Source organism: Pseudoduganella sp. SL102, assembly GCF_027856995.1.
GTDB classification, from domain to species: Bacteria; Pseudomonadota; Gammaproteobacteria; order Burkholderiales; family Burkholderiaceae_D; genus Rugamonas; species Rugamonas albidiflava.
In genome coordinates this window covers 2,970,553-2,997,316 of sequence record NZ_CP115554.1, presented here as the reverse complement: position 1 = coordinate 2,997,316, position 26,764 = coordinate 2,970,553, and the positions used below count along the sequence as shown (strand labels likewise).

Below are 26,764 nucleotides of genomic sequence, written 5' to 3'. Positions count from 1 at the left end.
TCGCCTGCGAAGCGCGCCATGCCAGCTGGTTTTACGCCCGCGGCCACGGGCCTGCTGCGGCAAGCTGGCGTGACGCGCGTGCTGGCCGACCCGGTGGTCGGCTATACGGGGCCGTTCGAGCCGACGGCCGCGCCGGCGTACGTTCGGCTGCACGGCAATCCACGCATTTACTACTCGCGCTATACACCGGAACGGATGGACGAGGTGCGCGCCTGGCTGGCGCGGCACCCCGCCTCGTGGTGCATCCTGGACAACACCGCGAGCGGCGCGGCCACGGCGAATGCACTGGAGTTGCTGGGCCTGGAACTACCGGATCACGCGGCCAGCCCGGAACGGTCGGAACGGTAGTCGTCGAAGCGGTCCGGCGTGACCAGCTCGCCGAACTGCACGGCCCGCGTGGCGATGTCGTGGTAGGCGCCGACCAGCCCCATCTCGCCCCGCTCGATGCACCCGCGCAGGTATTCGCTGCCATTGATGATCTCGGCCAGCGAATTCTCGATGTTCTGGCGCGTGACCCGTTCCAGCAATTCCTTGCCGGTCGGAGCCTGGCCAGCCGGCGCGCCATGGCTGGCGCACTGGCACTGCCAGATCGATGCCTGGATCTTGCCCGTGATCGTGCCGATGCTGTGCGCATGCTCGTTCTTCAGCGCCAGGCCGACCGCGCCGCAGCTGGAGTGGCCCTTCACGACGATCAGCTTGGCACCCAGCTTGTGGGCGATTTCCAGGCTGCCGATGATTTCATCGCTGATCACGTTGCCGGCGATGCGGATCGTCAGCAGGTCGCCCAGCCCGGCATCGAAGATGATTTCGGGCGACGTGCGCGAATCGATGCAGTTGACCACCACCGCCATCGGGTGCTGGCCGCCGGCGGTGGCATCCACCTGGTGCAGGTAGTATTTCTTGATCCACCGGCCGGCCTGGAAGCGCTCGTTGCCATCCTTCAGCAGTTGCAGCACTTCGGCAGGCTGCAGCCGGGTCTGGGTTTCCTTGTCCAGCGCGGGCACGAACTGGATCGGGTCGGCCAGGCTGTATTCGTCGCGCAGGCCGATCACGTTCAGCTGCACGTCGCGCTCGGAAGCCACCACCTGGTAATCCTGGATCGTTTCCAGCACGTCGCTGTCGATGTAGTCGGCGTTGCTGGCATCGATCAGCACCTTCGAGCCGGACGGCACTTCCCACAGCGCCGCCTTGATGGTGGCCTTGTTCAGGAACGATACCTGGTTCGGCAGTTCCATCTTGATCACCTCGCCGATGTGCAGGCGGTATTGCTCGATCGCGAAGGGATTGCGGAAGTTGCTGCGCAGCAGATAGAACAGACTGGCGGCCAGGCCGATCAGCACGCCCATCAGCAGGTCGGTCAGCACGATGGCGCCCACGGTGACCGCGAACGGCACGAACTGCGAGGCGCCCCTGGCGTACATGTCGCGGAACAGCGTGAGCTTGGCCAGCTTGTAGCCCGTCATGATCAGGATCGCGGCCAGCGCGGCCAGCGGAATCTGGTTCAGCAGCGGGCTCAGCACCAGCACGGCGGCCAGCAGCAGCACGCCATGGAACACGGCGGACACCTTGGTTGCGTTACCGGTCTGGATGTTGACAGAACTGCGCACGATCACGGACGTGACCGGCAAGCCACCCAGCAGGCCGGCGCAGATATTGCCGACGCCCTGGGCGACCAGTTCGCGGTTCGGTGGCGATTCGCGCTTGTGCGGGTCGAGCTTGTCCACCGCCTCCAGGTTCAGCAGCGTTTCCAGCGAAGCCACGATGGCGATCGTGGCGCCGACGAACCAGACATCCGGGTTGGCGAAGTGGCGCAGTTCCGGGAAGTTCAGGTAGGCCCCCAGGTTGGCCACGTCCACCGGCGGGATCTCGACCAGGTGGGACTGCGCCAGGCTCAGGCCCGGCACATAGCGGCTGAACAGCGCGTGCAGCGCGACGCCCAGCACCACCACGAACAGCGGCGCCGGCAGCAGCTTGACGTTCTTCAGCGGCGTGCGGTCCCAGAACAGCAGTACCAGCATCGACAGTGCGGCGATCACCACCGCGCCGGGCGTGATGCTGCCGAAGGCGCTGGCCAGGGCCGAGAACGTGTTTTCGCCGTTGGCCTGGAAGAACGAGTACTCGTCGGCGTTGTTGGCGTCGTAGCCGATCGCATGGGGGATCTGCTTCAGGATCAGCAGGATGCCGATGGCCGCCAGCAAGCCCTTGATCACGTTGGAGGGCACGTAGTTGGCGATGAAACCGGCGCGGAAGATGCCCATCGCCAGTTGCAGGACGCCAGCGACGACGATCGAGGCCAGCAGGATTTCAAAGGCGCCGAGCTTCGTGATGGACGCCAGCACGACGGCCGCGAGGCCCGCCGCAGGCCCGCTGACGCTGGTATGCGAGCCGCTGATCAGCCCGACGATAATGCCTCCGATGATGCCCGAGATAATCCCGGAAAATAAGGGCGCACCGGAGGCCAGGGCAATGCCGAGGCATAATGGCAGGGCGACGAGAAATACGACGATCCCTGCCGGGATATCTTGCTTCAAGTGATGGATATTCATGGGAATACGCGTTCGATTTCATTATCAGCCGTACGCGCCAGCCCCACATCCCACGAATCTGTAATAAGAAACGACGATTATCGAATAATCGTGGGCGGCAATGCTCCCGACTGACGGAGTCACTGCACCGGCAATGAATAGCGAAGCCGCCGCATTTCCTGTCATTGCCCGGAAATGTCAAACGTGCCCCTTCTGGGGAAACAATATAACCGCGTTTTTTGCACCGCGCAATCGGCTATTTTCCGCGGTCCGTATAACTACGTATTTCCGGAAAGTTATATTTTTATTCAGGATATATTCATTGTAATCGTTGAAATATCGGATCGAGTCAATATGCGGCCTGGCAGGTCAGATAAGGCCCGCAAATAACAGTTATTGGATTGGGAAATATCTTTGTTTTGGCCGAATAAAGATGTTTCATGGTGCGCCGCGATGGCATGCAGGGCGCACCCCGGCATCCATGCCGGTCCGTCGTGACACGCCACCCGGCCGGATTTTTCGCGGCGCGGGGTTGCGTCGCGCCGATTCGGTGTTATAGTTCACTACAACACCAGCCATGCAACACACACTCACCATCCACCGCGCAGGAGGAACCATGTATGTGGAATGACAATGCGCCGATCTACCGCCAGCTCAAGGAGCGGGTGATCGGCATGATGCTCGACGGCTTGCTCAAGCCCGGCGACGCGCTGCCCTCGGTGCGGCAGGTGGCGGCCGACTACCAGCTGAACCCGATTACCGTGTCGCGGGCGTACCAGGAGCTGGTCGATGAAACCTTGGTGGAAAAACGAAGGGGGGTGGGTATGTATGTAACCGAAGGCGCCGTGCAAAAACTGCTGGCATCGGAACGCGAGCGCTTCCTGCGCGAAGAATGGCCGGCGATGGTGGAGCGTATCCGCCGGCTCGGCCTGGACCTGGACCAGCTGCTGCGCGCTTCACCGAACAACCAACCGGGGAGCACCACATGAGCGCCGTCATCTCCGCCCGCAACCTGGTCAAGCGCTACGGCAAGCAGGCCGCGCTCGATGGCGTGAGTTTCGACATCCAGCCGGGCCGCATCGTCGGGCTGATCGGCCCGAACGGCTCCGGCAAGACGACCACGCTGAAGGCCGCGCTGGGCCTGTGCCAGTTCGAGGGCGAGTTGTCCGTGCTGGGCCTGGATCCGCGCACGCAGCGCGACGAGTTGATGAACGACGTATGCTTCATCGCCGACGTGGCGATCCTGCCGCGCTGGCTGAAGGTGAAGGATGCGATCGATTTCGTGGCCGGCATCCACCCGCGCTTCGATCGCGCCAAGGCCGAGCGCTACCTCGCCGGCACGAAGCTGGCACCGGAGATGCGCGTGAAGGCCATGTCGAAGGGCATGATCGTGCAGCTGCACCTGGCCCTCGTGATGGCGATCGACGCGAAGCTGCTGGTGCTGGACGAGCCGACGCTGGGCCTGGACATCCTGTACCGCAAGGGCTTCTACCAGAACCTGCTGGAAGACTACTTCGACGAGCACAAGACGATCGTCATCACCACGCACCAGATCGAGGAAGTGGAACACATCCTGTCGGACGTGCTGTTCATCCGCGAAGGCCGCATCGCGCTGGCCGCTTCGATGGAAGAGATCGGCGAGCGCTACACGGAAGTCATGGTCCACCCGCAGCACACGGCCGCGGCCGCGGCGCTGCAGCCGCTGACGCAGCGCACGGTGTTCGGCAAGAGCGTGATGCTGTTCGATGGCGTGCCCAGGCAGCAACTGGAAAACCTTGGCGAACTGCGCACGCCCAGTGTGGCGGACCTGTTTGTCGCCAGCATGAAGGGGAGCTACGAATGAACACGATGCCGAAAATGATGCCGGATGCGAGCCCGGCTCCAGCGCCAGTCCGCCCGGCGGCCTGGCTGCGCACGACCATGCCATGGCTGATCCGCCGCGAGATCTGGGAACACAAGGGCATGCTCACCTGGGTGCCGCTGGCGATCTCGGCGCTGCTGATCGCCTTCGTGCTGGCCGCCGCCGTAATGGGGCACGGCGGCACGATCCACTTCGATGGCAACACAATCGGCGGCAAGGACATGGTCATCCAGCTCGGCGACCGCCAGAAGCAGGCGGCGGTCGAAACGGCGGCCACCGTCTATCCGGTCGGGGCGGCGCCGCTGTACCTGTCGCTGGCGTTCATGGTGTTCTTCTACAGCCTCGGCGCGCTGTACGACGAGCGCCGCGACCGCAGCATCCTGTTCTGGAAATCGCTGCCCGTGTCGGACAGCGCCACCGTGCTGTCGAAAGCCGCGATTGCCCTGCTCGTGATTCCGCTGCTGGTAGTGGTGGTGGAGCTGGCGACCTCGCTGGTCATCCTGGCCATCATGCTGGTGATGACGGCCAGCAAGGGGCTCAACCTGGCCGGGCCGGTACTCTCGCATCCACAGTTCTGGCTGGGATTATTGAAATTACCGTCGCTGGTACCGGTGTATGCGCTGTGGGCCCTGCCGGCGGTCGGCTGGCTCCTGCTGGTGTCGGCCTGGGCACGGTCGAAAGTGTTCCTGTGGGCGGTCGGCGTACCGGCACTGGCGATGGTCGTGCTGTTCTGGGCTGAAAAGAGCCTGGGCCTGGCACTCAATGCCGGCTGGCTGGTCGAGAAGTTCATCATCCGCCTGCTGGTCAGCGTGATGCCGGGCACGTGGCTGATGGTCGACGGCCTGGCGGCGCGGGTGCGCGACAGGGCTGGCCAGGGACCGGCGGCGATCTCCGACACGCTGTACGAGGCTTCCTGGACCGCCGTGGCGACACCCGAGATGCTGCTGGGTGCCCTCGCCGGTGCCTGCATGATTGCCGCCGCCATCTGGCTGCGCCGCCGCCGCGAAGAGGGTTGATACGGAGATTGATGCATCGCAGCTCAGCTGTAAGCGGTGTCTTACAGCGTTACCAGACCCGCACCGATGCCGGTCGCGGGCGATGGTTGGGATAATGGCAACCATTCCGCCAGCGCCAGACCTCCCGGTCTCGCGTTGGCTGTTGCTTTAAAGGATGGTTCACCATGAAAATTATCGACCAGCGTTACCTCGACGGCGCCAACCGCTACTGCACCGAGCCTTGCCTGCTGAGCATTCTCGATCTCGGCCACCCTGCCCCGTATTCCGCGAGCGACATGCAGCAGTTGCGAGCGCGCCTGAAGACCGTGTTGCCGGGCTTGCGCCAGGGCCGCAGTTTGATCGGCGTGGTGGGCGACGACGTGGACGCGCCGGGCCGCGGCCTGCAGCTGGCACGCCTGATCCAGAGCGTGGCGATCGAGCTGCACCGCCTGACCGGCGACGAGGTGATGATGGGGTTTGTCGGTGGCGTGCCGAAGATGCCGGGGCGCTACCGGCTGATCCTGCCCTTCCGCTGCGGCACCGTGGCCAACGCGGCACTCAAGCTGGCGACCGAACTGGTCGCCGCCCTGCTGGCCGGGCAGCCGTATCCACTGGCCGACGGCCTGGCCGAGCTGCGCGGCATTGCCGCGGCGGGCGCGCCGTCGCAGCCGTCCATCCGCATTGCCGCCTGAACTGGCCGGGTTGCTGCCCTGGTCGCCCGGATCGCCGCTGGATTACCCGCACTGCTGCCGGTTTCCCGCACCGCCGCGCCAGCGATAGCACGGCCGGGCGCCAGCGGCAACCGCTGTCGCCGCGGTGGTTTATTCGAACTGCCGCTTGAATTGCTCGAACTGTTCCGCCAGCGCCGCGTAGTCGGCACGTAACTGCTGCACTTCCAGCTCCAGCTGCGCCACACGGTCGGCGCGCGAGGCACCGCCCGGCGCCACCGCCGCCGTTCCATAACCCGCCTCTTCCCGTGCCAGCTGGATTTCCCCGCCCAGCAATTGCCCGTAGCGCGGCTCCTTGGTGCCCGGCGCCAGCGCCAGCTTCGCCACTACCGGCGGATATTTGTCGATCAGGAACTGCAACGCCTGTTCGACGTCCGCCACCGTCTTGAATTCATGCAGCCGGCCCGTGCGCGTGCGGATCTCGCCGGCGGTCTGGTGGCCGCGCAGCATGAGGATCGTCAGCACGGCCAGCTTGTCCTGCTCGAGCGACCACTTGATGCGCATGCGGTGCTCGTATTTCGTGACGCGGGCGCCGGCCGCCGTCACGGCATTGACGAGGCGGCGCTCGCCCAGGCGGGCCAGCACGTCGGCTACCGTATCTTCAGAAATCTGCATCACCGGATCGCGGCTGGACAGCTGGTTGCAGCCGTTGGTCAGCGCGTTCAGCGACATCGGATAGTTATCCGGCGTCAGCGCTTCCTTTTCGGCCAGCACGGCCAGCACGCGGATCTCGAACGGGTCCAGCGTATCGCCCGAGGCATTCGCTGCGGAGGCATCCGCCGGGGTGTTTCCTGCATCTGTCATGTCTGTTCCTCAATCGACCAGCTTGTTCAGTTGGGCGGGATCGGGCTTGCCGACAGCCTCGATATCCCCGCATTGCAAACCGCTTTCCTTCAGCAGCGCGATGATGCGCTCGATCTGCCGTTCCTGCGCGGCCGCATGGCTGATCAGGCCATGCAGCGCTTTCGACATGGGGTCGTCGCCATTCGGCGTGACGCCGTAAGCCGCGAACAGGCGCTGCGCATGGCGCTGCGTGTCCGGCTCGTGCTTCTGGACGATCTGGGCCGGATTGCCGACCGCCGTCGCCCCTGGCGGCACCGGTTTCAGCAGCACGGCGTTCGAGCCCACCTTGGCGTACTCGCCCACCGTGAAACCGCCCAGCACCTTGGCGCCGGCGCCAACGATCACGCCACGCTCCAGCGTGGGATGCCGCTTCTCTCCCGGCGCCAGCGACGTACCGCCCAGCGTGACGCCCTGGTAGATCGTGCAGTCATCGCCGATGACCGCCGTCTCGCCCACTACCACGCCGAAGCCGTGATCGATGAAGACACGCCGGCCGATCGTGGCGCCGGGATGGATCTCGATGCCCGTGGCGATGCGCGCCAGCGCGCTGATGAAGCGGCCCGGCCATTTCAGGCCGTGGGTCCAGCACCAGTGCGCCAGGCGGTGCGCGACGATCGCATGCAGGCCGGGGTAACACGTCAGCACCTCCCAGGCGTTGCGTGCGGCGGGATCGCGTTCGATGATGCTGCGGATGTCTTGGCGCAGGTGGCGAAACATGGGTGCTCGGGAGGACGGTCGAACCACGATGGTAGCGCATCGGCAGGCGCATTGCAGGCTGGCGCCCGCACGCGACCAGCCCTGCTGTCGCGTGCACGCCGGGGGAAACGTTCAGGCGGAAGTCTTTCGGCCGAAACCCGTTCGGCCCGGAAGTCGTTCAGCCGGAAGTCTTCCGACTGGAAGCCCTTCGGGCGGAAGCCTTTCAGCCGGAAGTCTTTCAGACTTCCTTGGCCATCCGCTGGCGGCGCGCTTCGTACAGGCACACGCCGGAAGCCACCGACACGTTCAGGCTCTCGACGGAGCCGAACATGGGAATGCTCACCAGTACGTCGCAGGTCTCGCGCGTCAGGCGGCGCATGCCCTCGCCTTCGGAACCCATCACCAGCGCGGTCGGGCCGGTGAAGTCGGCTTCGTACAGGCCCTTCTCGCCGTCGTCCGAGGTGCCGATCAGCCAGATGTCGCGCTCCTTCAGTTCGCGCAGCGTGCGCGCCAGGTTCGTGACGGTGATGTAGGGCACGGTCTCGGCCGCGCCGCTGGCCACCTTGGCGGCCGTGGCGTTCAGGCCCACCGCGCGGTCCTTCGGCACGATCACCGCGTGTGCGCCGACGCCATCGGCCACGCGCAGGCAGGCGCCCAGGTTGTGCGGGTCGGTAATGCCGTCGAGTACCAGCAGCAGTGGCGGGCCGTCGATCGCGTCGAGCAGTTCGTCGAGGTTGCGCGCCAGCGCCAGTTGCGATGCGAAGGCGATCACGCCCTGGTGGCGGCGGGTGCCGACGATCTTGTCGAGGCGGGCGGAATCGACCGGCATCACGCGCACGCCGGCCGCTTTCGCGTTGGCGATCAGGTCCTTCATGCGGCGGTCGTCGCGGCCGGCGTCGACGAAGATCTCTTCGACGGACGAGGCTTCATGGCGCAGGCGCGAGGTGACGGCGTGGAAGCCGAAAATCATTTTGTTCTTGGACATGGTACGTAGTTCTTGTGTGGCGAACGGGTTCGCCGGGGATGCGCCGCGGCGGGTGCCGCGGCGCTGGGATCAATGTTTCTTCCGTGCCTTGCCACTGGAAGCGGTGGCCGGCTTTCCGGCGGCCTGGGTCTTGCCGCGCTTGGCGGGAGCGGCCGGTTTGCCACGGCCCTTCGGCTTCGCTTCGAAGTCGAATTGCGGCAGCAGCGTGATCGAGGGGGCCGGTGCCGGGGCGGCCGCGTCGGCGTCTTCTCCGCGTTTCGGTTTGCCCTTGCGTGGCGCACCCGCCTCGTCGGCCACCTTGCGCGGGGCGCGCGGCGCATCTTCCTGGGCGAAGGCGGGAGCGGCGCCGCGTCCGCCGCCATTGCCACCATTGCCGGCACCGGCGCCCTTGCCGGCACCACCGCGCGACGATCGCCACGGGAGTTGCCGCGGCGCGGCTTGCCGCCTTCGTCGCCAAAGCCGTCATCGTCGAATGCCTGCCCCTTGCGGCCGCCACGCGGCGGTGGCGGCGCCATGCCTTCGGTTTCGCTCGGCGCCAGGCGCAGGTCGATCTTGCGCGACTCCAGGTCCACGCGCACCACCTGCACCATCACGCGGTCGGTCAGCTGGTAGCGCTTGCCGGTGCGTTCGCCGCGCAATTCATGGCGCGCATCGTCGTACTGGAAGAAATCGGCGCCCAGGTCCGTCACGTGCACCAGGCCTTCGACGAACAGCTGGTCGAGCTGCACGAAGATGCCGAAGGTGGTCACGCCGGTGATGATGCCGCTGAACTCCTCGCCCAGCTTGTCCTGCATGAAGTAGCACTTCAGCCAGGCTTCCACATCGCGCGATGCCTCGTCGGCGCGGCGCTCGTTGGCCGAGCAGTGCACACCCAGCGCATCCCACACGGTGAGGTCGCGCGCCGCCTTCGGTTCCTTGCCGGCGGCCTTGTCCTTCAGCTGCTGGCGGCGCGTGGCGTTCGATACCGTGGTGTTCAGAACGCTCGTGTCGCCGATCTTCGGCTCGTACTTCTTGCCCTGCAGGATGGCCTTGATGGCGCGGTGCGTCAGCAAATCCGGATAGCGGCGGATCGGGCTCGTGAAGTGCGCATACGCTTCGTACGCAAGACCGAAGTGGCCGATGTTTTCCGGGCTGTAGACGGCTTGCTGCATGGAGCGCAGCAGCATTGTCTGCAGCAGGTTCGCATCGGGGCGCTCCTTGATCTTGCGCATCAGCTCGGCGTAGTCGCCGGCCACCGGCGTATCGCCGCCGCCCAGCCCCAGCCCCACCTGCTTGAGGAATTCACGCACCTGCGTGAGCTTTTCCTTGGTCGGCGCGGCGTGGATCCGGTACGTGCCCGGATGCTTGTGGCGCAGCAGCAGGTCGGCCGCGCACACGTTCGCGGCCAGCATGCATTCTTCGATCAGCTTGTGCGCATCGTTGCGGGTGCGCGGGATGATCTTCTCGATCTTGCCGGCCGGGTTGCAGACGATATAGGTCTCGGTAGTCTCGAAATCGATCGCGCCACGCTCCAGCCGGGCCTTCAGCAGCGCGTGGTAGACGGCATACAGGTCCTGCAGGTGCGGCACCAGGTGGGCGCGCTTGGCCGCTTCCGGCCCTTTCGTGTTCGACAGGATGGCCGCGACTTCGGTGTACGTGAAGCGGGCCGCCGAGTGGATCACGGCCGGGTAGAACTGGTAAGCCTTGATCTCGCCCTGCGCGGTGACGACGGCATCGCAGACCAGCGTCAGGCGGTCGACGGCCGGGTTCAGCGAGCACAGGCCGTTCGACAGCTTTTCCGGCAGCATCGGGATCACCCGGCGCGGGAAATACACCGACGTGCTGCGCTCGATCGCATCGGTATCGAGGGCATCGTTCGGCTTCACGTAATGGGAGACGTCGGCGATGGCCACGATCAGACGGAACGCATTGGTACGGCCGATCTTCACGGGCTCGCAGTACACCGCGTCGTCGAAATCGCGCGCATCCTCGCCGTCGATCGTCACGAGCGGCACGTCGCGCAGGTCGACGCGATCGCCCCAATCCTTCTCGTGCACCACATCCGGCAGCCGGGCGGCCTGCTTCAGGGCCGCATCGGAAAACACGTGCGGCACGCCGAACTTGCGCACCGCGATCTCGATCTCCATGCCCGGGTCGTCCATGTCGCCCAGCACCTCGACGATCCGGCCGACCGGCTGCTTGAAGCGGCCCGGCTGCTCGGTGAGTTCGACGCTGACGATCTGGCCGCTCTTGGCCTTGCCGGGCGAACCGGCCACCAGGATATCCTGGCCGATACGCTTGTCTTCCGGCGCGACGATCCACACGCCGTTATCCTTGAGCAGCCTGCCGATGATGTGCGTATTGCCCCGCTCGACCACTTCGACGATGCTGCCTTCCGGGCGGCCGCGGCGGTCGTAGCCGGTAACCTTGGCCAGCACCTTGTCGCCATGCAGTACCTTCTGCATCTCGCGTTCGGTGAGGAACAGGTCGTCGCCCGGTTCGTCGGGGATCACGAAGCCGAAGCCGTCGCGGTGCGCGCTGACGCGGCCGGAAACGAAGCCGGAATGGTCGGCCAGTACATAGAAACCGCTGCCATCGGACCGGATCTGTCCGTCGCGTTCCATCGCGTTCAGGCGGCGCGTCAGCACATCCTGGGATTCGGATTTCACGTCGAGCGACATGGAAAGCGTACGCAGGTCGAGCGGCGCGTTGGCGCTACGGAAGATGCCGAGGATTTCCTCGCGGCTGGGAATGGTATGGGTCGTCTGGTTCAAAACTGTTCTTTGGTCTTATTAGGATGATCTTGAGGGAAAGGTGGCAGCATAGTGTACCGGAGGCGCGCGAGAATGCCTAACGCGCGCGAACTGGAACGTGCTCCCGGCGCACTGTCATCGCCCCTTTGACATTCGAAAAGATTGCTCTATAATCCTGGCTCTCGCAGCAATGCGGGGATGCTGTAAAGAGTCGATGTGCAGTGTGGAATGAAAGTTCATCTGGCGCAAAACTCTCCAAAGCGCTATCATAGCAGTAGTTGCAAAGAGTTTCATGCAGTGCCCACGTGGCGGAATTGGTAGACGCGCATGGTTCAGGTCCATGTGCCGCAAGGTGTGGGGGTTCGAGTCCCTCCGTGGGCACCACTCTACCGGATACCGGGCTGTTTCAGCCCCGAGGCAAACCTTGATGGCAGTGCTGAGTATGCACTGCAAGCAGCCTCCGTGAAAAAGCCGTGAATCGAAAGATTCACGGCTTTTTTCGTTTACAGCCCGCTCTCGCCATCTCGTCCGGAAATAGCAGTTCGTTATCAATAAGTAAATTACAAAAAAAACATTTTCTTATTGCCGAGCTTGTATTTCCCCGATAATCTTTCTCGTCCGCGGCATACCGCTGCCGCATGGACGATCCGGGCGGATTGCAAAAGACCTCGACTTTCCGACTCCCCGGTAACGCCATCCGCGTGCTCATCCAGCCCGGCAGAAAGGCCATTCGCGCCCTTTCCCGACCAGTTCTTCCAGTCCGACCAACAATTAGATGTTCAAGAAAACAAGGAGATGCATGAAAACGATTGCAAAAATGATAGCGCTCGCCCTGGCGATCGGCGCGGCCACGACCGCCAGCGCAGCGCCGGTATTCAATTTCCAGTTCACGGCCGGCACTTCGGCGCAGGCACAACAAGGGTTCATCACCGCGGCCTCGCGCTGGTCCAACCTGCTGGCCGACGATGTGACAATCAATCTGACGGTCGGCTTCAATCCACTGGCTGGCGGGACGATCGCACAGGCCCTCTCTTCGCGCTCGCTGTTCTACTATTCGGGCTTCCGCGGAGCGTTGATCGAGGACGCCAGTTCCCGCTTCGACGCGATGGCCACCAGCAGCCTTCCCGGCGGCGGCACGTTCGGCATGCTGCTGAACCGTACATCGGACAATCCGAACGGCGCCGGCAGCGCCATCCCCTACCTCGACAATAATCACAGTCTCAACAACTCCGTCGTGGCCATCACCAGCGCCGAGGCCAAGGCGGTCGGCCTGGTGCCGATCGAGGAGACATTAAGCGGATGCATCGGCACCTGCGACGGCTTCATCCAGTTCAACAGCAACTTTGCCTTCGACTTCAATCCGCATGACGGCGTGCAGGCCGATGCGTTCGACTTCGTCGGCGCCGCCGCGCATGAAATCGGCCACACACTGGGCTTCACCAGCGGCGTCGACGCGCTGGAATACTTTTCCACGCCCCCTGAGCTGCACCCGGCGGACGCGCTCCCGTTGGTTTCCGGACTGGACCTGTTCCGTTATTCGGAGCAAAGCGCCGCCGCGGGCGTGATCGACTGGACCGCGGACGATCGCGAGAAATACTTTTCGATCGATGGCGGCGCCACGGGCATCGCGACCCTCTCCACTGGCCAGGCACACGGCGACGGCCACCAGGCCAGCCACTGGGAGGATGGCAAGTACATCGGCCTGATGGATCCCACTGGCGGCATGGGCGAGGTACTGGTCATTTCCGGTGAAGACCTGCTGGCGCTGGACGCGATCGGGTGGGACGTGTCGCCTGTTCCTGAACCATCGAGCTATGCAATGCTCGGTGCCGGCCTGATGCTGCTTGGTGGCCGGGCGGTACGCAAATCGGCACGGAAGAAGCCAATGACCTGCTAGCAGGTCATTGGCTTCGAATGCCCCACCAGGACGGTAGCTTGGTGCCTCGAGGAGACCCGTGCGCCTCGTCGCCGGCAATGTTTGCAAAGAGTACAAATTCCTCTTGCTCAACAGCGCTCCAGCCGCTATGATGCGTGCCTCGTTGCAGTACATCGCAGCGAATGAGTCAGCAGTGCCCACGTGGCGGAATTGGTAGACGCGCATGGTTCAGGTCCATGTGCCGCAAGGTGTGGGGGTTCGAGTCCCTCCGTGGGCACCACTCTACCGGATACAGGAAAAAGCCGTGAATCGCGAGATTCACGGCTTTTTTCATTGGCGCGCTCGGCGGCGGGAAGACTTTCCGCTTCAGCCCATGACACCCACCCCTCCCTTGCCGCACAAAATACGCTTTTCGATGATTCGCGCCGTCATTATGTCGGCGAAATCCGCACCTCCCGCCGCAAGATCAAACTTTATAAAAAAACAAATATTTTTATTGCTGAGTTTGTAATGCATCGATATTATTCCAGTGCGCAGCAGAGCATCGCGGTGCATTGATAGCGCAGCGGTTTCACGCTGTGCCCACGTGGCGGAATTGGTAGACGCGCATGGTTCAGGTCCATGTGCCGCAAGGTGTGGGGGTTCGAGTCCCTCCGTGGGCACCACAGGTACAGGAAGAGCCGGGATCTGGGAGTCCGCGGCTCTTTTCTTATCCCGTCGGCCGTTTTGACATGCCGGCGCATTCGCGCCGTCAGCACCTGCATGTCCCGTCGGGCAGAAAGCTGCGCACGCTTCTTGCCTATATAAATTTGTCCAACAACATTTCAGGGAACAAGACATGAAAAAGCTCGCATCCGTCCTTGCACTGGCCAGCGCCTTCCTCGCCGCCGGCTCCGCCACTGCCGCTCCGACGTTCAATTTCCAGTTCGTCGCCGGCACTTCGCTCCAGGCGCAACAGGGCTTCATCGAAGCTGCGAACCGCTGGTCCAGCGTGCTGACCGACAATGTGGTGATCAACCTCACGGTCGGCTTCAATCCGCTGGCGCCGAACATCCTGGGCCAGGCGCAGTCGGCCCGCGAATCGTATTCGTACTCGGAGTTCCGCGACGGACTGGTCGGCGATATCTCGTCGGCCAATGACGTCACGGCCACCGGCAGCCTGTCCAGCGGCAATTCGTTCGGCATGCTGCTGAACCGCACCGCCAACAACCCGAACGGCACGGGTAGCGCCACCACCTATGTCGACAATGACGGCGACGCCAACAACGCCGTCGTGAACGTCACCTCGGCATCGGCCAAGGCGATCGGCCTGGCGACGTCGGGGCAAACGCTGCAAGGCTGCATCGGCAATTGCGATGGCTTCATCCAGTTCAACAGCCAGTTCACCTTCGACTTCAACCCGAACGATGGCGTCAGCTCCGGTGCCTACGACTTCGTCGGCGTGGCCGCGCACGAGATCGGCCACACGCTGGGCTTCACCAGCGGCGTCGACGTGCTGGACTTCAACTCCACCGCGCCGGACTTCTACAACGACGACGAATTCGTCTTTGTGTCCAGCCTGGACCTGTTCCGCTATTCGTCGGAAAGCGCGGAAGAAGGCGTCATCGACTGGTCCGCGGACAACCGCGACAAATACTTCTCGATCGATGGCGGCGTGACCGACCTGGCTGGCTTCTCCACCGGCGTCGAGCACGGCGACGGCCGCCAGAACAGCCATTGGAAAGACGACCTGTACATCGGCCTGATGGACCCGACCGCCGGCCTGGGCGAAGTGCTGGCCATTTCGCAGGAAGACGTGCTGGCGATGGACGTGATCGGCTGGAACGTGTCGCCGGTACCGGAACCATCGACCTACGCGATGCTGGGCGCCGGCCTGCTGCTGCTGGGTGGCCGCGCACGCAAACTGGCCAGGAAATCGAAAAATATTTCGTAAAAACAAAAATGATGGTTGACGGATCGGGTGGCGGCCTTTAAGATGCGTGCCTTCTGTTGCTGAACACCGCAACGAAGCAAGGAAAACAGGGCCCACGTGGCGGAATTGGTAGACGCGCATGGTTCAGGTCCATGTGCCGCAAGGTGTGGGGGTTCGAGTCCCTCCGTGGGCACCAAGTCCTGTTTTCGACAGCTTGTTCGATAGGCTTTTCGAGACATCGGGCAGCAGCAGCAGCAGTAGGCAGCAATGAGCAGCATCAGTGCCCACGTGGCGGAATTGGTAGACGCGCATGGTTCAGGTCCATGTGCCGCAAGGTGTGGGGGTTCGAGTCCCTCCGTGGGCACCACTCTACCGGATACCGGGTTGAAGAAACCCTGAAACGCCGTCGGTTCGCAAGAACCGGCGGCGTTTTTCTTTGCCCACCATCATCGTCCACATGGTCTACACTTTGCCCATGGCCAGCACGCCCCCCACCGATACGCCGAATACCATCCTGGTCGCCAGTGCGGCCGGCTTTCCCGCGCTGGAGCGGGCGCTGGAGCGCGCCGGCTTCCACGTCGGCGTCGTCAACCGGGGCGACAGCGCACTGGCCGCCATGGAAGCGGCACCGCCCGATGGCCAGGTGGCGCTGGTATTGCTCGACGCGGCCCTGGCCGGCAGTGCCCGGATGGAATTGTGCGCGCGCCTGGCGGGCGCCGTACCGGTGCTGGTGATGTCGGCCGCGCCGTCGGACGAGGAACAGGAACAGGCCTTGCAGGCCGGCGCGGCCGGCTACGTGCGGCTGCCTTGCGCGCCGGAAGACCTGGTGGAAAAGGTGGCGGTCGAACTCCGGGCGCGCCTGGCCTGGTTGCCGGTCAGCGGCCCGCTCGATACCGGCACCCTCGAAGTCAACTACCACGCGCTGCTGGCCGGATCGCCCGATGCGATCATCCTGTTCGACGCGGCGCGCGGCCTGCCGGTGGACGTCAACCGCAACGCCGAGCGGATGTTCGGCCGCAGCGGCTCGGAACTGATGCGCATGCGCCTGGCGGACCTGTGCCCTGCCCGGCAGCCTGACGGGACGCCATCGGCCGATGCGGTCGATGCGCTGGTGGCCCGCGGGCTGGCCGGCGATATCCGCATCTTCCCGCTGACCTTCCAGCACAGCAGCGGGCGCCACATCGATGGCGAATTGCGCCTCGTGGTACTGGAAAAAAGCGGCTTGCGCCTGCTGCACATGCGCGTGGCGGACGTGACGGGCCAGCGCATCGCCGAGGCACTGCGCACGGGCCAGAACCGGCTGCTGGAAATGATCGCGCGCGGCGCCCCGCTGCATGACATCCTGGCCAGCCTGCTGCGCCTGATCGAAGGCCAGGCCCCCGGCCTCGTCTGTACGGTGCTGTTGCTGGACGAGGATGGCGTGACCGTGCGCGGCGGCTCGGCACCGAGCATGCCGCCGGAATTCCTGCGTGTCTTCGACGGCTTGCTGATCGGCCCGGATGTCGGCTCGTGCGGCAGTGCCATGTTCCGCCGCGAACCCGTGGTGGTGGCGGACATCGCCCGCGACCGGCGCTGGCACGGCTGGCAGGAACTGGCCGCGCAGTACGGCCTGCATGCCTGCTGGGCCATGCCGATCCTGACCGACCGCCAGACCGTGCTGGGATCGTTTGCGATCTACTATCGCGACGTGCGCCTGCCCCGCGCGGACGACGAGCGGCTGATCGGCGTGGCCGTGCACCTCGCCGGCATCGCCATCGAGCGTACCCGGCGCGAGGCCGAACTGGCGCGGCACCGCAATCACCTGGAAGAACTGGTGGCGGCGCGCACCGCCGAACTGCGCAGCGCGAAGGAGCGCGCCGAACTGGCCAGCGCCAAACTGGCCGCCACGCTGGACGACCTGCACAAGACCCAGGATGAACTGGTGCGCCGCGACAAGCTGGCCGCGCTGGGCGGCCTGGTGGCCGGCGTGGCCCATGAACTCAATACGCCGATCGGCAACACGCTGACGATCGCCAGCGCGATGAGCGAGCGGCTGGGGGCGCTGCGCGCCGGCATGACAGCCGGGCTGCGCCGCTCCGACCTGGAACAGTATCTCGCCCAGGCCGCCGAGGCCGACGAGGTGGTGGTGCGCAACCTGCGCCGGGCCGCCGCCCTGATCGCCAGCTTCCGGCAGGTGGCCGTCGATACCGCCAGCTCGCAGCGCCGCCAGTTCCGGCTGGACGAATTCATCGCCGAACTGGTCCTGCCCCTGACGGCCGGCACGGCGGCGCCCCGCCCGCGCGTGGTGCAGGACATCGCGCCCGGGCTGGCGATGGACAGTTATCCCGGCCCGCTCGGGCAAGCCGTGTCGGCGCTGTTTGAAAATGCCGTCATCCACGGGCTGGATGGCCGCGACGGCGGTGCTGTCACCTTGTCCGCCCGTGCGCTGGGCGATGGCATGATTGCGTTGTCGGTGGCCGACAACGGCGCAGGCATCGCTGCCGACATTCTTTCCCGGGTGTATGATCCGTTCTTTACTACCCGGCCCGGTGCCGGCGGCTCGGGCCTCGGCCTGCACGTGACGCACAATATCGTCACCGGCGTGCTGGGCGGCCGGATCGCCTTGGACAGTGCGCCAGGCAGCGGAACCACGTTCACGATGACGCTGCCCGTGGTCGCTCCCCGCTGATTGCCGGCCCGTCAACCTGCCTTGTCTACCCGGTTTTCTCCATGGTGCCCTTGCCCACTCTCCTGAAACGATTCGTGTTTGCCGGCGTCCTGCTGCTCGGCATGGCGGCCACCGCCGCGCCCGCGCCCTGGTGGCTATGGGAAAGCGTGGGCGGCAGCGGCGCCAAGGTCTGTTCGCAGACACCGCTCGGCCCCGGCTGGCGCAAGTTGCTGGGTCCGTACAAGGATTCTCGTTGCGAGAAGTTGATTCGTGTTCAATAATGGCCCGACAAGCTTTTTCACACCGATGGAGGAGACATGTTTCAGAATCCCGAGCAGTTCGCCCAAGCGACGAAAACCCTGTTCGAGTTCCAGCTCGACACCTTCAACACCCTGACCAGCAAGGCGGTGCAAGGCCTCGAGCAGGTACTGCAACTGAATATCGATACCGCCAGGAGCAGCGTCGAAAAGAACCTGGCGGCCGGTCGCGAGATGAGCCAGGCCGCCGATCCGAAGGCGGCGATGGCGGCGGCCAGCGCCAGGATGCAGAACCTCACCAATGTCGCCGAATACAACCAGCAGGTCGGCCAGATCCTGGCGGAAATCCATAGCGAATTCACCACGGCAGCCGAAGCCCACCTGGCCGAAGCGCGCAGCAACCTCACGGCGCTGATCCATGACGTGACGAAAAACGTGCGGCCCGGTTCCGAGAACGCGGTACAAATCGTCAAGACGGCCATCGACAACGCCTTCGCCGGCTATGAGCAGGTCACCAAGGCCACGCGCCAGGCGGTAGCGGCGTTCGAGGAACAGCTGGCGAAAGCGGCGGCGCTCGCCGAACAGCAGAAAGCTGACCAGACCAAACACTGACTCTGGTTCCCGGCGTAACGGTATTTGCGCCACACAGGGCTGTGCAAGCGGCGGGAGAAGCGATAGACTGTATATAAATACAGTTCATCGCTACTCCCGCCGTTTTTCGTTGCCGTGCTTAACTGCATCGTTGCTTTTACTGCGTCGTTGCTTTTACTGCGTCGTTGTTGTTACTGCATCGTTGTGTCCTGTATTAGCTGCCTGTGCGCCATGCCGCGCACTGTTCGTCGTCATTTGTTCCTTGTTCCGCCTTTTCGCCTTCGCCTTTTTCTGTTTCCCTCCCGCTGTTCGATGAAACCCGTCCTGGAAAACCTTTTTTATTACCTGGATAATTTCCACCGGGTGCTTGAATGGATCGGCGAACGCTACGCCGACCTGCTGGACGGCGAGGAACGCGACTTCATCGACCGCTTCCCCGCCCTGCCCCAGGCTTCGCGCGCGCTGTTCGTCCGCATGGTCATGCGCAAGGGCCAGCTGTTCCGCGCCTCCAAGCTGGTCTACGAGGAAATCGGCTGCCCCCGCGCCGCCGCCGCGCCGCTGGCGGAAACCGGCTGGATCGTCGTCGATCCCGCCGTGTCGCTCGACGAACTGTTCGACCTGCTGCAAAAGCCGGAGCTGTGCCAGGCATTCGGGCTGGCTGGCGCGCTGCGCTCGGCGCGCAAGGAAGCGCAGCTGGAAGCGCTGCGCGCCGAACATGCTGACGAGCGGCTATTCTCGGCCTGGTGCCGGAATGCCGCGGCGCTGGATGAAGCCTACCGCATCGTCGCGAAACCGCTGTGCGACCGGCTGCGGCTGATCTTCTTCGGCAACTACCACCAGGACTGGACCGAGTTCGTGCTGTCCGACCTCGGCGTGTTCCGCTTCGAGCAAGTGGAGATCTCCGACGCGGCGCGGGGTTTCCGCACGCGCCGCGACATCGACGATTACCTGCGCCTGCACGCCTGCCGCGAACGCTTCGGCAACGGCGAGGCACCGCTGGACGTGCTGCGGGACGTGCCGCCGCCCGGCACGGATAACGAATGGCTGGCCAGCCGCCGCCACAAGCTGCTGTTCCAGATGGGCCAGCAGCTGGAAAAGCTGCGCGACTGGGCCGGCGCCTGCGCCGTCTACGACGATTGCGCCTATCCCGGCGCGCGGGCACGGGCCATCCGCGTGCTGGAGAAGGATGAGCAGTTCGGCGCCGCCTGGGAACGGCTGCAGGTGGCCACGGCCGCGCCGGAAAGCGAGGCGGAACGCCAGCACCTGCTGCGCATGGCGCCGCGGCTGGCGCGCCGCCTCGGCCACCCGCGCGGCACGGCCGGCAAGCCGGTGCCGCCGGCGCGCCTGGACCTTGCGCTGCCCCAGCCCGACGGCCAGTGGTGGGTCGAAGGCGTGGTGCGCGACCACCTGAACCGCGATGAAGCGCCCGTCTTCTACGTCGAGAATGCGCTGATCAATTCCCTGTTCGGGCTGCTGTGCTGGGATGCCGTGTTCGCCGCCATTCCCGGCGCGTTCTTCCACCCGTTCCACCACGGTCCGGCGGACTTGCACAGCGCCGACTTCCACCGCCGCCGTGCCGCCCAGTTCGATGCCTGCCTGGCGCAGCTCGATGACGGCAGCTACCCCGCCACGATCCGGCGCAACCTGGACGCCAAGCGGGGCATCTCGTCGCCGTTCGTGTTCTGGGGCGCGCTCGATGGCGCGCTGCTCGACCTGGCGCTGCACTGCATCCCGGCCGCGCACCTGAAGCAGGCATTCCTGCGCATCCTGCAGGATGTGAAGGCCAACCGCACCGGCTTCCCGGACCTGATCCAGTTCTGGCCGGCCGAGCGCCGCTACAACATGATCGAAGTGAAGGGCCCCGGCGACCGGCTGCAGGACAACCAGCTGCGCTGGATCGATTACTGCGCGCAGCACCGCATGCCCGTCACCGTCTGCTACCTGCAATGGGCGCCGCAATGACGGATGCGGCACCGGGTCCCGTGGCGCAGTACACGGTTGCCGTGCGCGCGCTGTGCGAATTCACCGCCAAGGCCGGCGACCTGGACCTGCGCTTCACGCCCTCGCCCACCGCGCAGGAAGGCATCGCCGGACATGGCGTGGTGACTTCCCGGCGCGACGACGACTACCAGCGCGAGATCGCCTTGACGGGCGATTTCGGCCCGCTGCACGTGCGCGGCCGCGCCGACGGCTACGACCCGAAGCGCAACCAGCTGGAAGAAATCAAGACCTTCCGCGGCGAGCTGGAACGCATGCCCGGCAACCATCGCGCCTTGCACTGGGCGCAGCTGAAGGTGTACGGCCACCTGCTGTGCGCGGCGCGTGGCCTGCCATCGCTGCGCCTGGCGCTGGTCTACTACGATATCGGTTCGCAGAAGGAAACCCATCTCGTCGAGGAACACGGCGCCGCGGCGCTGCAGGCGTATTTCGAAGAACAGTGCGGCCGGTTCCTGGCCTGGGCCGAAGCCGAACTGGCGCATCGCGCCGCGCGCGACGAGCAGTTGCAGGCCCTGCGCTTTCCGCATGCCGATTTCCGGCCCGGCCAGCGCGAACTGGCCGAAGCGATGTACAAGGCCAGCACCCGCTCGTGCGCGCTGCTGGCGCAGGCGCCGACCGGCATCGGCAAGAGCATCGGCAGCCTGTTCCCGATGCTGAAGGCGGCCGCCGCGCATGGCCACGACAAGATCTTCTTCCTGGCCGCGAAGACATCCGGGCGGCGCATGGCCCTCGATGCGGTCGAGAACATCAAGGAAGGCGCCCCGCTGCTGCCCTTGCGCACGCTGGAACTGGCGGCCCGCAACACGGCTTGCGAACACCCGGACAAGTCCTGCCATGGCGACTCCTGCCCGCTGGCGAAGGGTTTCTATGACCGCTTGCCGGCCGCGCGTGCCGCGGCGGTGCAACAGCCGATGCTCGACCGCGCCGGCGTGCGCGCGGTGGCGCTGGCGCACGACGTATGCCCGTACTACCTGCAAAGCGAGCTGGTACGCTGGGCCGACGTGATCGTCGGCGACTACAACTATTATTTCGACGTGACCGCCATGCTGTATTCGCTGACGGTGATGAACGACTGGCGCATCGCCATCCTGGCCGACGAGGCGCACAACATGGTCTCGCGCGCCCGCAAGATGTATTCGGCGGAGCTCGAGCACGGCGGCCTGCGGCTGCTGCGCAAGACCGCGCCGGCCGCGATCAAGAAGGCGCTGGACCGCGTGCACCGCCAATGGTCGGCGCTGGAAAAGGAACAGATGGCGGAGCATGGCGGCGAGTACCGGGCCTACGAGGCGCTGCCGGAAAAGCTGGTCAATGCGCTGCAGACGGCGGCCACCGAGATCGGCGACTACATGGCGGAGAATCCCGCATGGTTCGATGCGGAGGTACTGGATTTTTACTTTTCGGTGCTGCACTTCGCCCGGCTGGCCGAGAACTTCGGCGAGCATTCCGTGTTCGACGTGACGATATCGACAGGCGGCAAGAACCATGGCGGCGGCACCCGTGCCGACTCGGTGCTGTGCCTGCGCAATATCGTGCCGGCGCCATTCCTGCAGCCGCGCTTCGCGGCGGCGCGCACCACGGCGCTGTTCTCCGCCACGCTCAGCCCGTGGAACTACTACAGCGATACGCTGGGCATGCCGGCCGACACCGCGTGGGTCGACGTGGCCTCGCCCTTCCAGGCCGCGCAGCTGACGGTGCATATCGCCGGACACATCTCCACCCGCTACCAGCACCGCGACCGCTCGCTGGCGCCGATCGCGCAGCTGATGGGCGAACAGTACGGCCGCCAGCCCGGCAACTACCTGGCCTTCTTCAGCAGCTTCGACTACCTGGACAAGGCGGCCGACCTGTTCCAGCGCGAGCATCCGCACGTGACGGTATGGCGCCAGCCGCGCCGGATGGGCGAGGCGGAACGCGAAGCCTTCCTGGCCCGCTTCACCGAAACCGGCCAGGGCATCGGGTTCGCCGTGCTGGGCGGCGCATTCGGCGAAGGCATCGACCTGCCCGGCGCGCGGCTGATCGGCGCGTTCATCGCCACACTGGGGCTGCCGCAGCTGAATCCCGTCAACGAGCGGATCCGCGAACGGATGCAGGCCATCTTCGGCGCCGGCTACGATTACACCTACCTGTATCCGGGCTTGCAGAAAGTGGTGCAGGCCGCCGGCCGCGTGATCCGCACCACCAGCGATACAGGCACCGTGCACCTGATCGACGACCGCTTCGCCCGGCCCGAGATCCGCGCGCTGCTGCCGGCCTGGTGGCACGTGCCCGCTCAGCGCTAATGAAGGGCGCTATCGAGTGGTGCCACTGAGTGGCGCTGAGTGGCGCGACTGCATGGCGCTACTGAGCGCCGCTACTGCATGGCGCCGCGGATCTTCTGGTAGCCGCTGCGGCTGATGGGCAGCCGGGTGCCGTCGGCCAGGATGGCGGCGTGGCTGTCCCTGCCGGCCGGTTCGATGCGCGCCACGTGCTCGACGTTCACGAGGTACGAGCGGTGGATGCGCAGGAAGCGGCCGGGGTCGAGCTGCGCTTCGAGCTCGCCCAGCGCGCCGTTCTTCAGGTAAGCCTTGCCGTCGGCGTGGATCTGCACATAGTCGTCCTGCGCTTCGATCCAGGCGATCGTCTCGGCACGGATCACGTGCACCTTCGCGCCGTCGCGGATCAGCACGCGGCCGAGCGGCCGGTCGCGCGCGGCGGCCGCTTCGCGCACCGCTGCTTCCTGCCGCGGCAGCGCGCTCGCCAGGCTGGCCCGGGCATGCGCCAGCGCCCGGTCGAAGCGTTCCTGGCTGAAGGGCTTGAGCAGGTAGTCGAGCGCGTGGATCTCGAAGGCGCGGATGGCGTACTGGTCGAACGCGGTGGCGAAGATGAGGCGGGTCTTGCCGCCGACCAGTTCGGCCACCTCGAAGCCATCGAGTTTCGGCATCTGGATATCGAGCAGCACCAGGTCCGGCGCCAGTTCGGTGATCGCCTTCACGGCCTCGAAGCCATTGGCGCATTCGGCCACGAGCTCGATGTCCGGATGCGCCGCCAGGTATTCGCGCGCCACGCCGCGCGCCAGCGGTTCGTCGTCCACCACGATCAGCCGCATGTGTTTTTCCATCCTATGCTCCAGAGTCATTTGCCTTGGTCGTGGCGGCCTGCGCCGGCAGGCGGATCTCGACGCTGAACGTCTCCCCTTCCCGCTTCCATTCCAGCGTGGATTCGTTCGGATACGCGCAGGCCAGCCGCTGGCGCACATTGGCCAGGCCGGTGCCGCTGCGCCGCGTTTCCGGCATCTCCGGGTCGATCGCGTTGCTGACGGTGATCGACAGCCGCGCGCCGTCGCGCCACGCCGCCACCAGTACCAGGCCGCCATCGGTGAGCTGGCCGATGCCATGCTTGATGGCGTTTTCGACCAGCGGCTGGATGATCATCGGCGGCACCAGGCAATCGAGCGCGCCCTTCTCCAATGCTTCCTCGGTCACCAGCCGCTCGCCGAAACGCACTTTCTCGATGGCGAGGAAATCGCGCACCAGGTCCATCTCCTGTGCCAGCGTGATGCGCGGATGGCCGGCCATGCCCATGCTGCGGCGGAAGAAACCGGCCAGCCGCAGCGTCATTTCGCGTGCACCCTTCGGATCCTGCGACGTCAGCGCGCTGACCGAGTTCAGGCTGTTGAACAGGAAGTGCGGGTCGACCTGGGTGCGCAGCATGCGCAGTTCGGCATCCTGCGCCATCAGCTTCGATTCCAGTTCGCGGCGTTCGGCATTGCGCGCCCGGCCCGATTCGATCGCCAGGTAGTTGATCGCCGCCAGCAGGCCGTACAGCAGCGTACCGAGCGCGAACAGCAGGGCCGACAACAATGGCGTCTGCACGATGCCGGCCCACCGCACACCGGCCGCGAGGCACAGCTCGTTCCAGCCACCCAGTACCGCGAGCCACATGAACGCCGCCAGCACGGCCGCCGTGCACAGCGCCAGTACCACCAGCGCCAGCGGACGGGCGCCCAGCGGATTGGCGCGGCACAGGTAGTAGGCGGAAAAACCCGCCGCCACGCCGTACACCAGCGTGCCGGGAACGGCGAACAGCAGCGCGTTGGCGGGCGGTGCCGACGTCACGATGGCGCACATCCCGCCCAGCACGGCGCCGACGATCAGCCACGCCAGCAGGTACAGCAGCGCGCCGCGCCGCGCCCGGGTCAGCCAGCTCACAGCGGCACGGCCATCAGTTGCGGATTTCCACGCCGCCCATGATCGCGTAGCCGCGCACCACCAGGCGCTTGCTGGCATCCTTCGGCCGCAGCGTCGATTCCTCGATGCCGCCCAGGATCGGCGCGCCTTCCAGCTGCACGCTCCAGTCGGCGGGCACCTGGATCGTGATGCCGCCCATCAGCGCGAAGATGTTCACCACGGCGTCGCCGGACAGCCCCGCTTCACGCAGGTCCAGCTCGCAGCCGCCCATGATGGCGGTGATTTCGCCGCCGCCGAATTGCGGCGACGTGATGCGGCGTTTGTAGGCGCCGAGGATCGCGGTGGCATAGACCAGCTTCTCGCTGCCATCCTTCGCCAGCGATACGGACGCCGGGCCGGTGCGCGCCAGCCTGGTGGACCGGAACACCACGAACAGGCCGCCGCCGATCATCGCCAGCGGCGCCAGCACGTTCCAGCCGATCGCCAGGATACCGAGTCCCTTCAGCAGCGTCAGCACGCCGAACAGCAGCAGGGCGCCGCCGATGATGGTGCCGTTCGGCGAGCGCGCGACCGTCAGTTTCAGCACGCCCGCCACGATCAGCACCACGGGCCAGAACTGCACGCTCATGTCCAGCTCCAGCCAGCCCAGGTTATCGAGCAGGAACATCAGCCCCACCGCGATGACGCCGATGCCGATCACGATTTGCGCGGCTGGATTGTGTTGTCGTCCCGTGTTCATGCTTCTTCTCCCGGTTTGCGGTCAAGGTAGCGCGTGGCGAGCGGCTGCAGCACCATGCCCGCGCCCGCCACGATGATAAGCAAAGGCCAGCTGTTACGGAAGGTCAGGCCGAACAGGCCCTCGTAGATGGCAAAGAACCAGGCGCCGAACAGCACTTGCGACAGGCCGTCGACGAAGCGGCGTCCCTCTACCGGCGGCAGCATGTTGCCGATGCCAAAGGCGATCAGCACCAGCGGCCAGTAGCGCCACAGGCCGATCACCGCTTCATGGTCGTCGCGGTTGACCAGGTAGGCCACGCCGAACGCCACCAGCGTCAAGCCCCAGGTCACTTGCCGGCGCAGTTTCAGCCGCGCCCTGTCCACTTCGGTTTGCATGGGTTCCTCCCCCGGTTCGATGACGGAACGATACGCCGCGCCGGCCGAAGGCGAAACCGCTTTTCGGTGAATGGCGGCTGGCGGCCGGTGAATGACGGCATGTTCGGTGAAGGGCGGGCGACCGGCAGGCGGGATGCGGAGCAGAAGGACAGAGAACAGCGCAGGGAAGGCTGGTGGGCCGCCTCGCCATAAAAAAAGCCCACGGCATGCCGTGGGCGTGGGGGGGTAAGCTTTCTGGACGAAGCCGCTTACGCGGCGGGCGCGGCCTGCCCCTTGACCTGGTTGCGGTACTTGGCGCGGGCGATGGCCTGCTTTTCAGCTTCCATTGCCTTGTTGAAGGCGCGCGTGCGCTTCTTTTCTTCCTTGCCGCGCATTTGCGCGATGTCCTTGTTGCCGATACGGTGCGTCATGTCTTCTCCTTGTTATCAGAACTTCAGAATCTGCCGTCATGCTTCTGGTCATACATGACGAGCCCCCATCCCAGCTGGCGCCGGATTTCTTCCGGCGTCGGCGGCGGTTCCACGTCATTGGTCCTGCGTTCCAGGTATTCCCGCACCGCTTCCTTCGAGGGCTGGCTGGTTTGCATCGTCATCATGATGACCTCCTGTATGTTTGCGCTCGCGGCCCGGTCCGGGCCTGTCCGGCCCCGTCGTTGCTGGCGGTGGGTGCGTCGCTGCCTGGTTCGAAATCTGGTGCCGGCGCTTGAGGCGACCGGCTTGCCTGCGGACGAGCGACCTGCTTCGTTATCCTGTTCGTTGCGTCGCGCTCCAGTTACACAACTTAGTCACGCAACTCCATCTTAGATACGCCCTTTTGAAACGACCGTGCGCCAGCGAACA

The 26,764-nt window shown here is 65.2% G+C and carries 24 protein-coding genes and 5 tRNA genes; 18 read left to right on the top strand and 11 right to left on the bottom strand.

The genetic code is table 11. The annotated features are described in order from the left end of the window. The first annotated feature begins 18 nt into the window (after positions 1-18). On the top strand, positions 19-348 hold the full coding sequence (locus OU994_RS31650) for a DUF72 domain-containing protein (RefSeq protein WP_307731886.1): 330 nt from the start codon (positions 19-21) through the stop codon (positions 346-348). On the opposite strand, the gene OU994_RS12855 is transcribed toward OU994_RS31650, so the two are convergent. Further along, positions 315-2,531, bottom strand: a complete 2,217-nt coding sequence (locus tag OU994_RS12855) for a bifunctional SulP family inorganic anion transporter/carbonic anhydrase (RefSeq protein ID WP_281611050.1) — start codon at positions 2,529-2,531, stop codon at positions 315-317. The genes OU994_RS31650 and OU994_RS12855 overlap by 34 nt on opposite strands. 614 nt (positions 2,532-3,145) lie before the next feature. Between OU994_RS12855 and OU994_RS12850 the strand changes: the two genes are divergently transcribed. The 4 genes from OU994_RS12850 (at position 3,146) to OU994_RS12835 (ending at position 6,073) form a co-directional block, all read left to right on the top strand. Continuing rightward, positions 3,146-3,514 (top strand): GntR family transcriptional regulator, encoded by a 369-nt coding sequence (locus OU994_RS12850; protein ID WP_281611049.1) that lies wholly within the window; start codon positions 3,146-3,148, stop codon positions 3,512-3,514. After that, positions 3,511-4,368, top strand: a complete 858-nt coding sequence (locus OU994_RS12845; RefSeq protein WP_281611048.1) for an ABC transporter ATP-binding protein — start codon at positions 3,511-3,513, stop codon at positions 4,366-4,368. Before OU994_RS12850 ends, OU994_RS12845 begins: the two co-directional genes overlap by 4 nt. Beyond that, positions 4,365-5,402 (top strand): hypothetical protein, encoded by a 1,038-nt coding sequence (locus OU994_RS12840; RefSeq protein WP_281611047.1) that lies wholly within the window; start codon positions 4,365-4,367, stop codon positions 5,400-5,402. Before OU994_RS12845 ends, OU994_RS12840 begins: the two co-directional genes overlap by 4 nt. Before the next feature lie 164 nt (positions 5,403-5,566). Then, positions 5,567-6,073: a hypothetical protein gene (locus OU994_RS12835; protein WP_281611046.1), complete on the top strand. Its 507-nt coding sequence runs from the start codon at positions 5,567-5,569 to the stop codon at positions 6,071-6,073. Positions 6,074-6,202: 129 nt separating this feature from the next. On the opposite strand, the gene OU994_RS12830 is transcribed toward OU994_RS12835, so the two are convergent. The 4 genes from OU994_RS12830 to rnr form a co-directional block, all read right to left on the bottom strand. Next, entirely contained in the window at positions 6,203-6,913 is a 711-nt protein-coding gene (locus OU994_RS12830) for a YceH family protein (RefSeq protein WP_281611045.1), read from the bottom strand. A 9-nt stretch (positions 6,914-6,922) separates the two neighbouring features. Then, complete coding sequence (cysE, locus tag OU994_RS12825) at positions 6,923-7,669, bottom strand: serine O-acetyltransferase (protein WP_281611044.1); 747 nt, start codon at positions 7,667-7,669, stop codon at positions 6,923-6,925. A 217-nt stretch (positions 7,670-7,886) separates the two neighbouring features. Further along, positions 7,887-8,633, bottom strand: a complete 747-nt coding sequence (rlmB, locus tag OU994_RS12820; protein WP_131146560.1) for a 23S rRNA (guanosine(2251)-2'-O)-methyltransferase RlmB — start codon at positions 8,631-8,633, stop codon at positions 7,887-7,889. Then, a complete protein-coding gene (gene rnr, locus OU994_RS12815) occupies positions 8,615-11,386 on the bottom strand; it encodes a ribonuclease R (protein ID WP_281611043.1) in 2,772 nt (923 codons plus the stop codon). The genes rlmB and rnr overlap by 19 nt, the downstream gene beginning before the upstream one ends. Positions 11,387-11,664: 278 nt before the next feature. Here rnr and OU994_RS12810 point away from each other — a divergent pair. From OU994_RS12810 to OU994_RS12750, 13 genes are all read left to right on the top strand, one after another. Further along, positions 11,665-11,749, top strand: a tRNA-Leu gene (locus OU994_RS12810). Positions 11,750-12,140: 391 nt separating this feature from the next. Then, entirely contained in the window at positions 12,141-13,262 is a 1,122-nt protein-coding gene (locus tag OU994_RS12805; protein ID WP_281611042.1) for an NF038122 family metalloprotease, read from the top strand. Between the two features lie 174 nt (positions 13,263-13,436). Continuing rightward, a tRNA-Leu gene (locus tag OU994_RS12800) sits at positions 13,437-13,521 on the top strand. Continuing rightward, entirely contained in the window at positions 13,512-13,799 is a 288-nt protein-coding gene (locus OU994_RS12795; protein ID WP_281611041.1) for a hypothetical protein, read from the top strand. The genes OU994_RS12800 and OU994_RS12795 overlap by 10 nt, the downstream gene beginning before the upstream one ends. Before the next feature lie 22 nt (positions 13,800-13,821). Next, a tRNA-Leu gene (locus tag OU994_RS12790) sits at positions 13,822-13,906 on the top strand. Between the two features lie 173 nt (positions 13,907-14,079). Further along, entirely contained in the window at positions 14,080-15,174 is a 1,095-nt protein-coding gene (locus OU994_RS12785; protein WP_281611040.1) for an NF038122 family metalloprotease, read from the top strand. Between the two features lie 90 nt (positions 15,175-15,264). Further along, positions 15,265-15,349, top strand: a tRNA-Leu gene (locus OU994_RS12780). A gap of 86 nt (positions 15,350-15,435) precedes the next feature. After that, positions 15,436-15,520, top strand: a tRNA-Leu gene (locus tag OU994_RS12775). 108 nt (positions 15,521-15,628) lie between these two features. Beyond that, positions 15,629-17,821 (top strand): ATP-binding protein, encoded by a 2,193-nt coding sequence (locus OU994_RS12770; protein ID WP_281611039.1) that lies wholly within the window; start codon positions 15,629-15,631, stop codon positions 17,819-17,821. Between the two features lie 41 nt (positions 17,822-17,862). Beyond that, positions 17,863-18,081, top strand: a complete 219-nt coding sequence (locus tag OU994_RS12765; RefSeq protein ID WP_281611038.1) for a hypothetical protein — start codon at positions 17,863-17,865, stop codon at positions 18,079-18,081. Positions 18,082-18,117: 36 nt separating this feature from the next. After that, positions 18,118-18,669 carry a TIGR01841 family phasin gene (phaP, locus tag OU994_RS12760; protein ID WP_131146566.1) on the top strand — a complete coding sequence of 184 codons (552 nt, stop codon included), beginning with the start codon at positions 18,118-18,120 and terminating at the stop codon, positions 18,667-18,669. Positions 18,670-18,960: 291 nt separating this feature from the next. Further along, the gene (locus OU994_RS12755) at positions 18,961-20,610 is read left to right on the top strand and encodes a VRR-NUC domain-containing protein (protein ID WP_281611037.1); all 1,650 of its coding nucleotides are present in this window, start codon (positions 18,961-18,963) and stop codon (positions 20,608-20,610) included. After that, positions 20,607-22,925 carry an ATP-dependent DNA helicase gene (locus tag OU994_RS12750; RefSeq protein ID WP_281611036.1) on the top strand — a complete coding sequence of 773 codons (2,319 nt, stop codon included), beginning with the start codon at positions 20,607-20,609 and terminating at the stop codon, positions 22,923-22,925. Before OU994_RS12755 ends, OU994_RS12750 begins: the two co-directional genes overlap by 4 nt. A 71-nt stretch (positions 22,926-22,996) precedes the next feature. Here the strand turns inward: OU994_RS12750 and OU994_RS12745 are convergent, their stop codons facing one another. The 6 genes from OU994_RS12745 to OU994_RS12720 all read right to left on the bottom strand — a co-directional run bounded on the left by OU994_RS12745 (position 22,997) and on the right by OU994_RS12720 (position 26,520). Next, positions 22,997-23,731 carry a LytTR family DNA-binding domain-containing protein gene (locus OU994_RS12745; protein WP_281611631.1) on the bottom strand — a complete coding sequence of 245 codons (735 nt, stop codon included), beginning with the start codon at positions 23,729-23,731 and terminating at the stop codon, positions 22,997-22,999. Positions 23,732-23,744: 13 nt separating this feature from the next. Further along, positions 23,745-24,833, bottom strand: coding sequence for a sensor histidine kinase (locus OU994_RS12740; RefSeq protein ID WP_281611035.1), 1,089 nt, complete (start codon positions 24,831-24,833; stop codon positions 23,745-23,747). Positions 24,834-24,846: 13 nt separating this feature from the next. Continuing rightward, a complete protein-coding gene (locus tag OU994_RS12735) occupies positions 24,847-25,551 on the bottom strand; it encodes a LiaI-LiaF-like domain-containing protein (RefSeq protein ID WP_281611034.1) in 705 nt (234 codons plus the stop codon). Beyond that, positions 25,548-25,925, bottom strand: a complete 378-nt coding sequence (locus tag OU994_RS12730) for a LiaI-LiaF-like domain-containing protein (protein ID WP_281611033.1) — start codon at positions 25,923-25,925, stop codon at positions 25,548-25,550. The genes OU994_RS12735 and OU994_RS12730 overlap by 4 nt, the downstream gene beginning before the upstream one ends. Before the next feature lie 248 nt (positions 25,926-26,173). After that, positions 26,174-26,335: a hypothetical protein gene (locus OU994_RS12725; RefSeq protein ID WP_165390736.1), complete on the bottom strand. Its 162-nt coding sequence runs from the start codon at positions 26,333-26,335 to the stop codon at positions 26,174-26,176. A 23-nt stretch (positions 26,336-26,358) separates the two neighbouring features. After that, positions 26,359-26,520 (bottom strand): hypothetical protein, encoded by a 162-nt coding sequence (locus OU994_RS12720; RefSeq protein WP_281611032.1) that lies wholly within the window; start codon positions 26,518-26,520, stop codon positions 26,359-26,361. Positions 26,521-26,764: the final 244 nt, after the last annotated feature.

Coding starts and splice junctions, on each gene's coding strand:
- OU994_RS31650 (WP_307731886.1), top strand. CDS start 19: ATGCCAGCTGGTTTTACGCCCGCGGCCACGGGCCTGCTGCGGCAAGCT.
- OU994_RS12850 (WP_281611049.1), top strand. CDS start 3,146: ATGTGGAATGACAATGCGCCGATCTACCGCCAGCTCAAGGAGCGGGTG.
- OU994_RS12845 (WP_281611048.1), top strand. CDS start 3,511: ATGAGCGCCGTCATCTCCGCCCGCAACCTGGTCAAGCGCTACGGCAAG.
- OU994_RS12840 (WP_281611047.1), top strand. CDS start 4,365: ATGAACACGATGCCGAAAATGATGCCGGATGCGAGCCCGGCTCCAGCG.
- OU994_RS12835 (WP_281611046.1), top strand. CDS start 5,567: ATGAAAATTATCGACCAGCGTTACCTCGACGGCGCCAACCGCTACTGC.
- OU994_RS12830 (WP_281611045.1), bottom strand. CDS start 6,913: ATGACAGATGCAGGAAACACCCCGGCGGATGCCTCCGCAGCGAATGCC.
- cysE (WP_281611044.1), bottom strand. CDS start 7,669: ATGTTTCGCCACCTGCGCCAAGACATCCGCAGCATCATCGAACGCGAT.
- rlmB (WP_131146560.1), bottom strand. CDS start 8,633: ATGTCCAAGAACAAAATGATTTTCGGCTTCCACGCCGTCACCTCGCGC.
- OU994_RS12805 (WP_281611042.1), top strand. CDS start 12,141: ATGTTCAAGAAAACAAGGAGATGCATGAAAACGATTGCAAAAATGATA.
- OU994_RS12785 (WP_281611040.1), top strand. CDS start 14,080: ATGAAAAAGCTCGCATCCGTCCTTGCACTGGCCAGCGCCTTCCTCGCC.
- OU994_RS12770 (WP_281611039.1), top strand. CDS start 15,629: ATGGCCAGCACGCCCCCCACCGATACGCCGAATACCATCCTGGTCGCC.
- OU994_RS12765 (WP_281611038.1), top strand. CDS start 17,863: ATGGTGCCCTTGCCCACTCTCCTGAAACGATTCGTGTTTGCCGGCGTC.
- phaP (WP_131146566.1), top strand. CDS start 18,118: ATGTTTCAGAATCCCGAGCAGTTCGCCCAAGCGACGAAAACCCTGTTC.
- OU994_RS12755 (WP_281611037.1), top strand. CDS start 18,961: ATGAAACCCGTCCTGGAAAACCTTTTTTATTACCTGGATAATTTCCAC.
- OU994_RS12750 (WP_281611036.1), top strand. CDS start 20,607: ATGACGGATGCGGCACCGGGTCCCGTGGCGCAGTACACGGTTGCCGTG.
- OU994_RS12745 (WP_281611631.1), bottom strand. CDS start 23,731: ATGCGGCTGATCGTGGTGGACGACGAACCGCTGGCGCGCGGCGTGGCG.
- OU994_RS12735 (WP_281611034.1), bottom strand. CDS start 25,551: ATGAACACGGGACGACAACACAATCCAGCCGCGCAAATCGTGATCGGC.
- OU994_RS12730 (WP_281611033.1), bottom strand. CDS start 25,925: ATGCAAACCGAAGTGGACAGGGCGCGGCTGAAACTGCGCCGGCAAGTG.
- OU994_RS12725 (WP_165390736.1), bottom strand. CDS start 26,335: ATGACGCACCGTATCGGCAACAAGGACATCGCGCAAATGCGCGGCAAG.
- OU994_RS12720 (WP_281611032.1), bottom strand. CDS start 26,520: ATGATGACGATGCAAACCAGCCAGCCCTCGAAGGAAGCGGTGCGGGAA.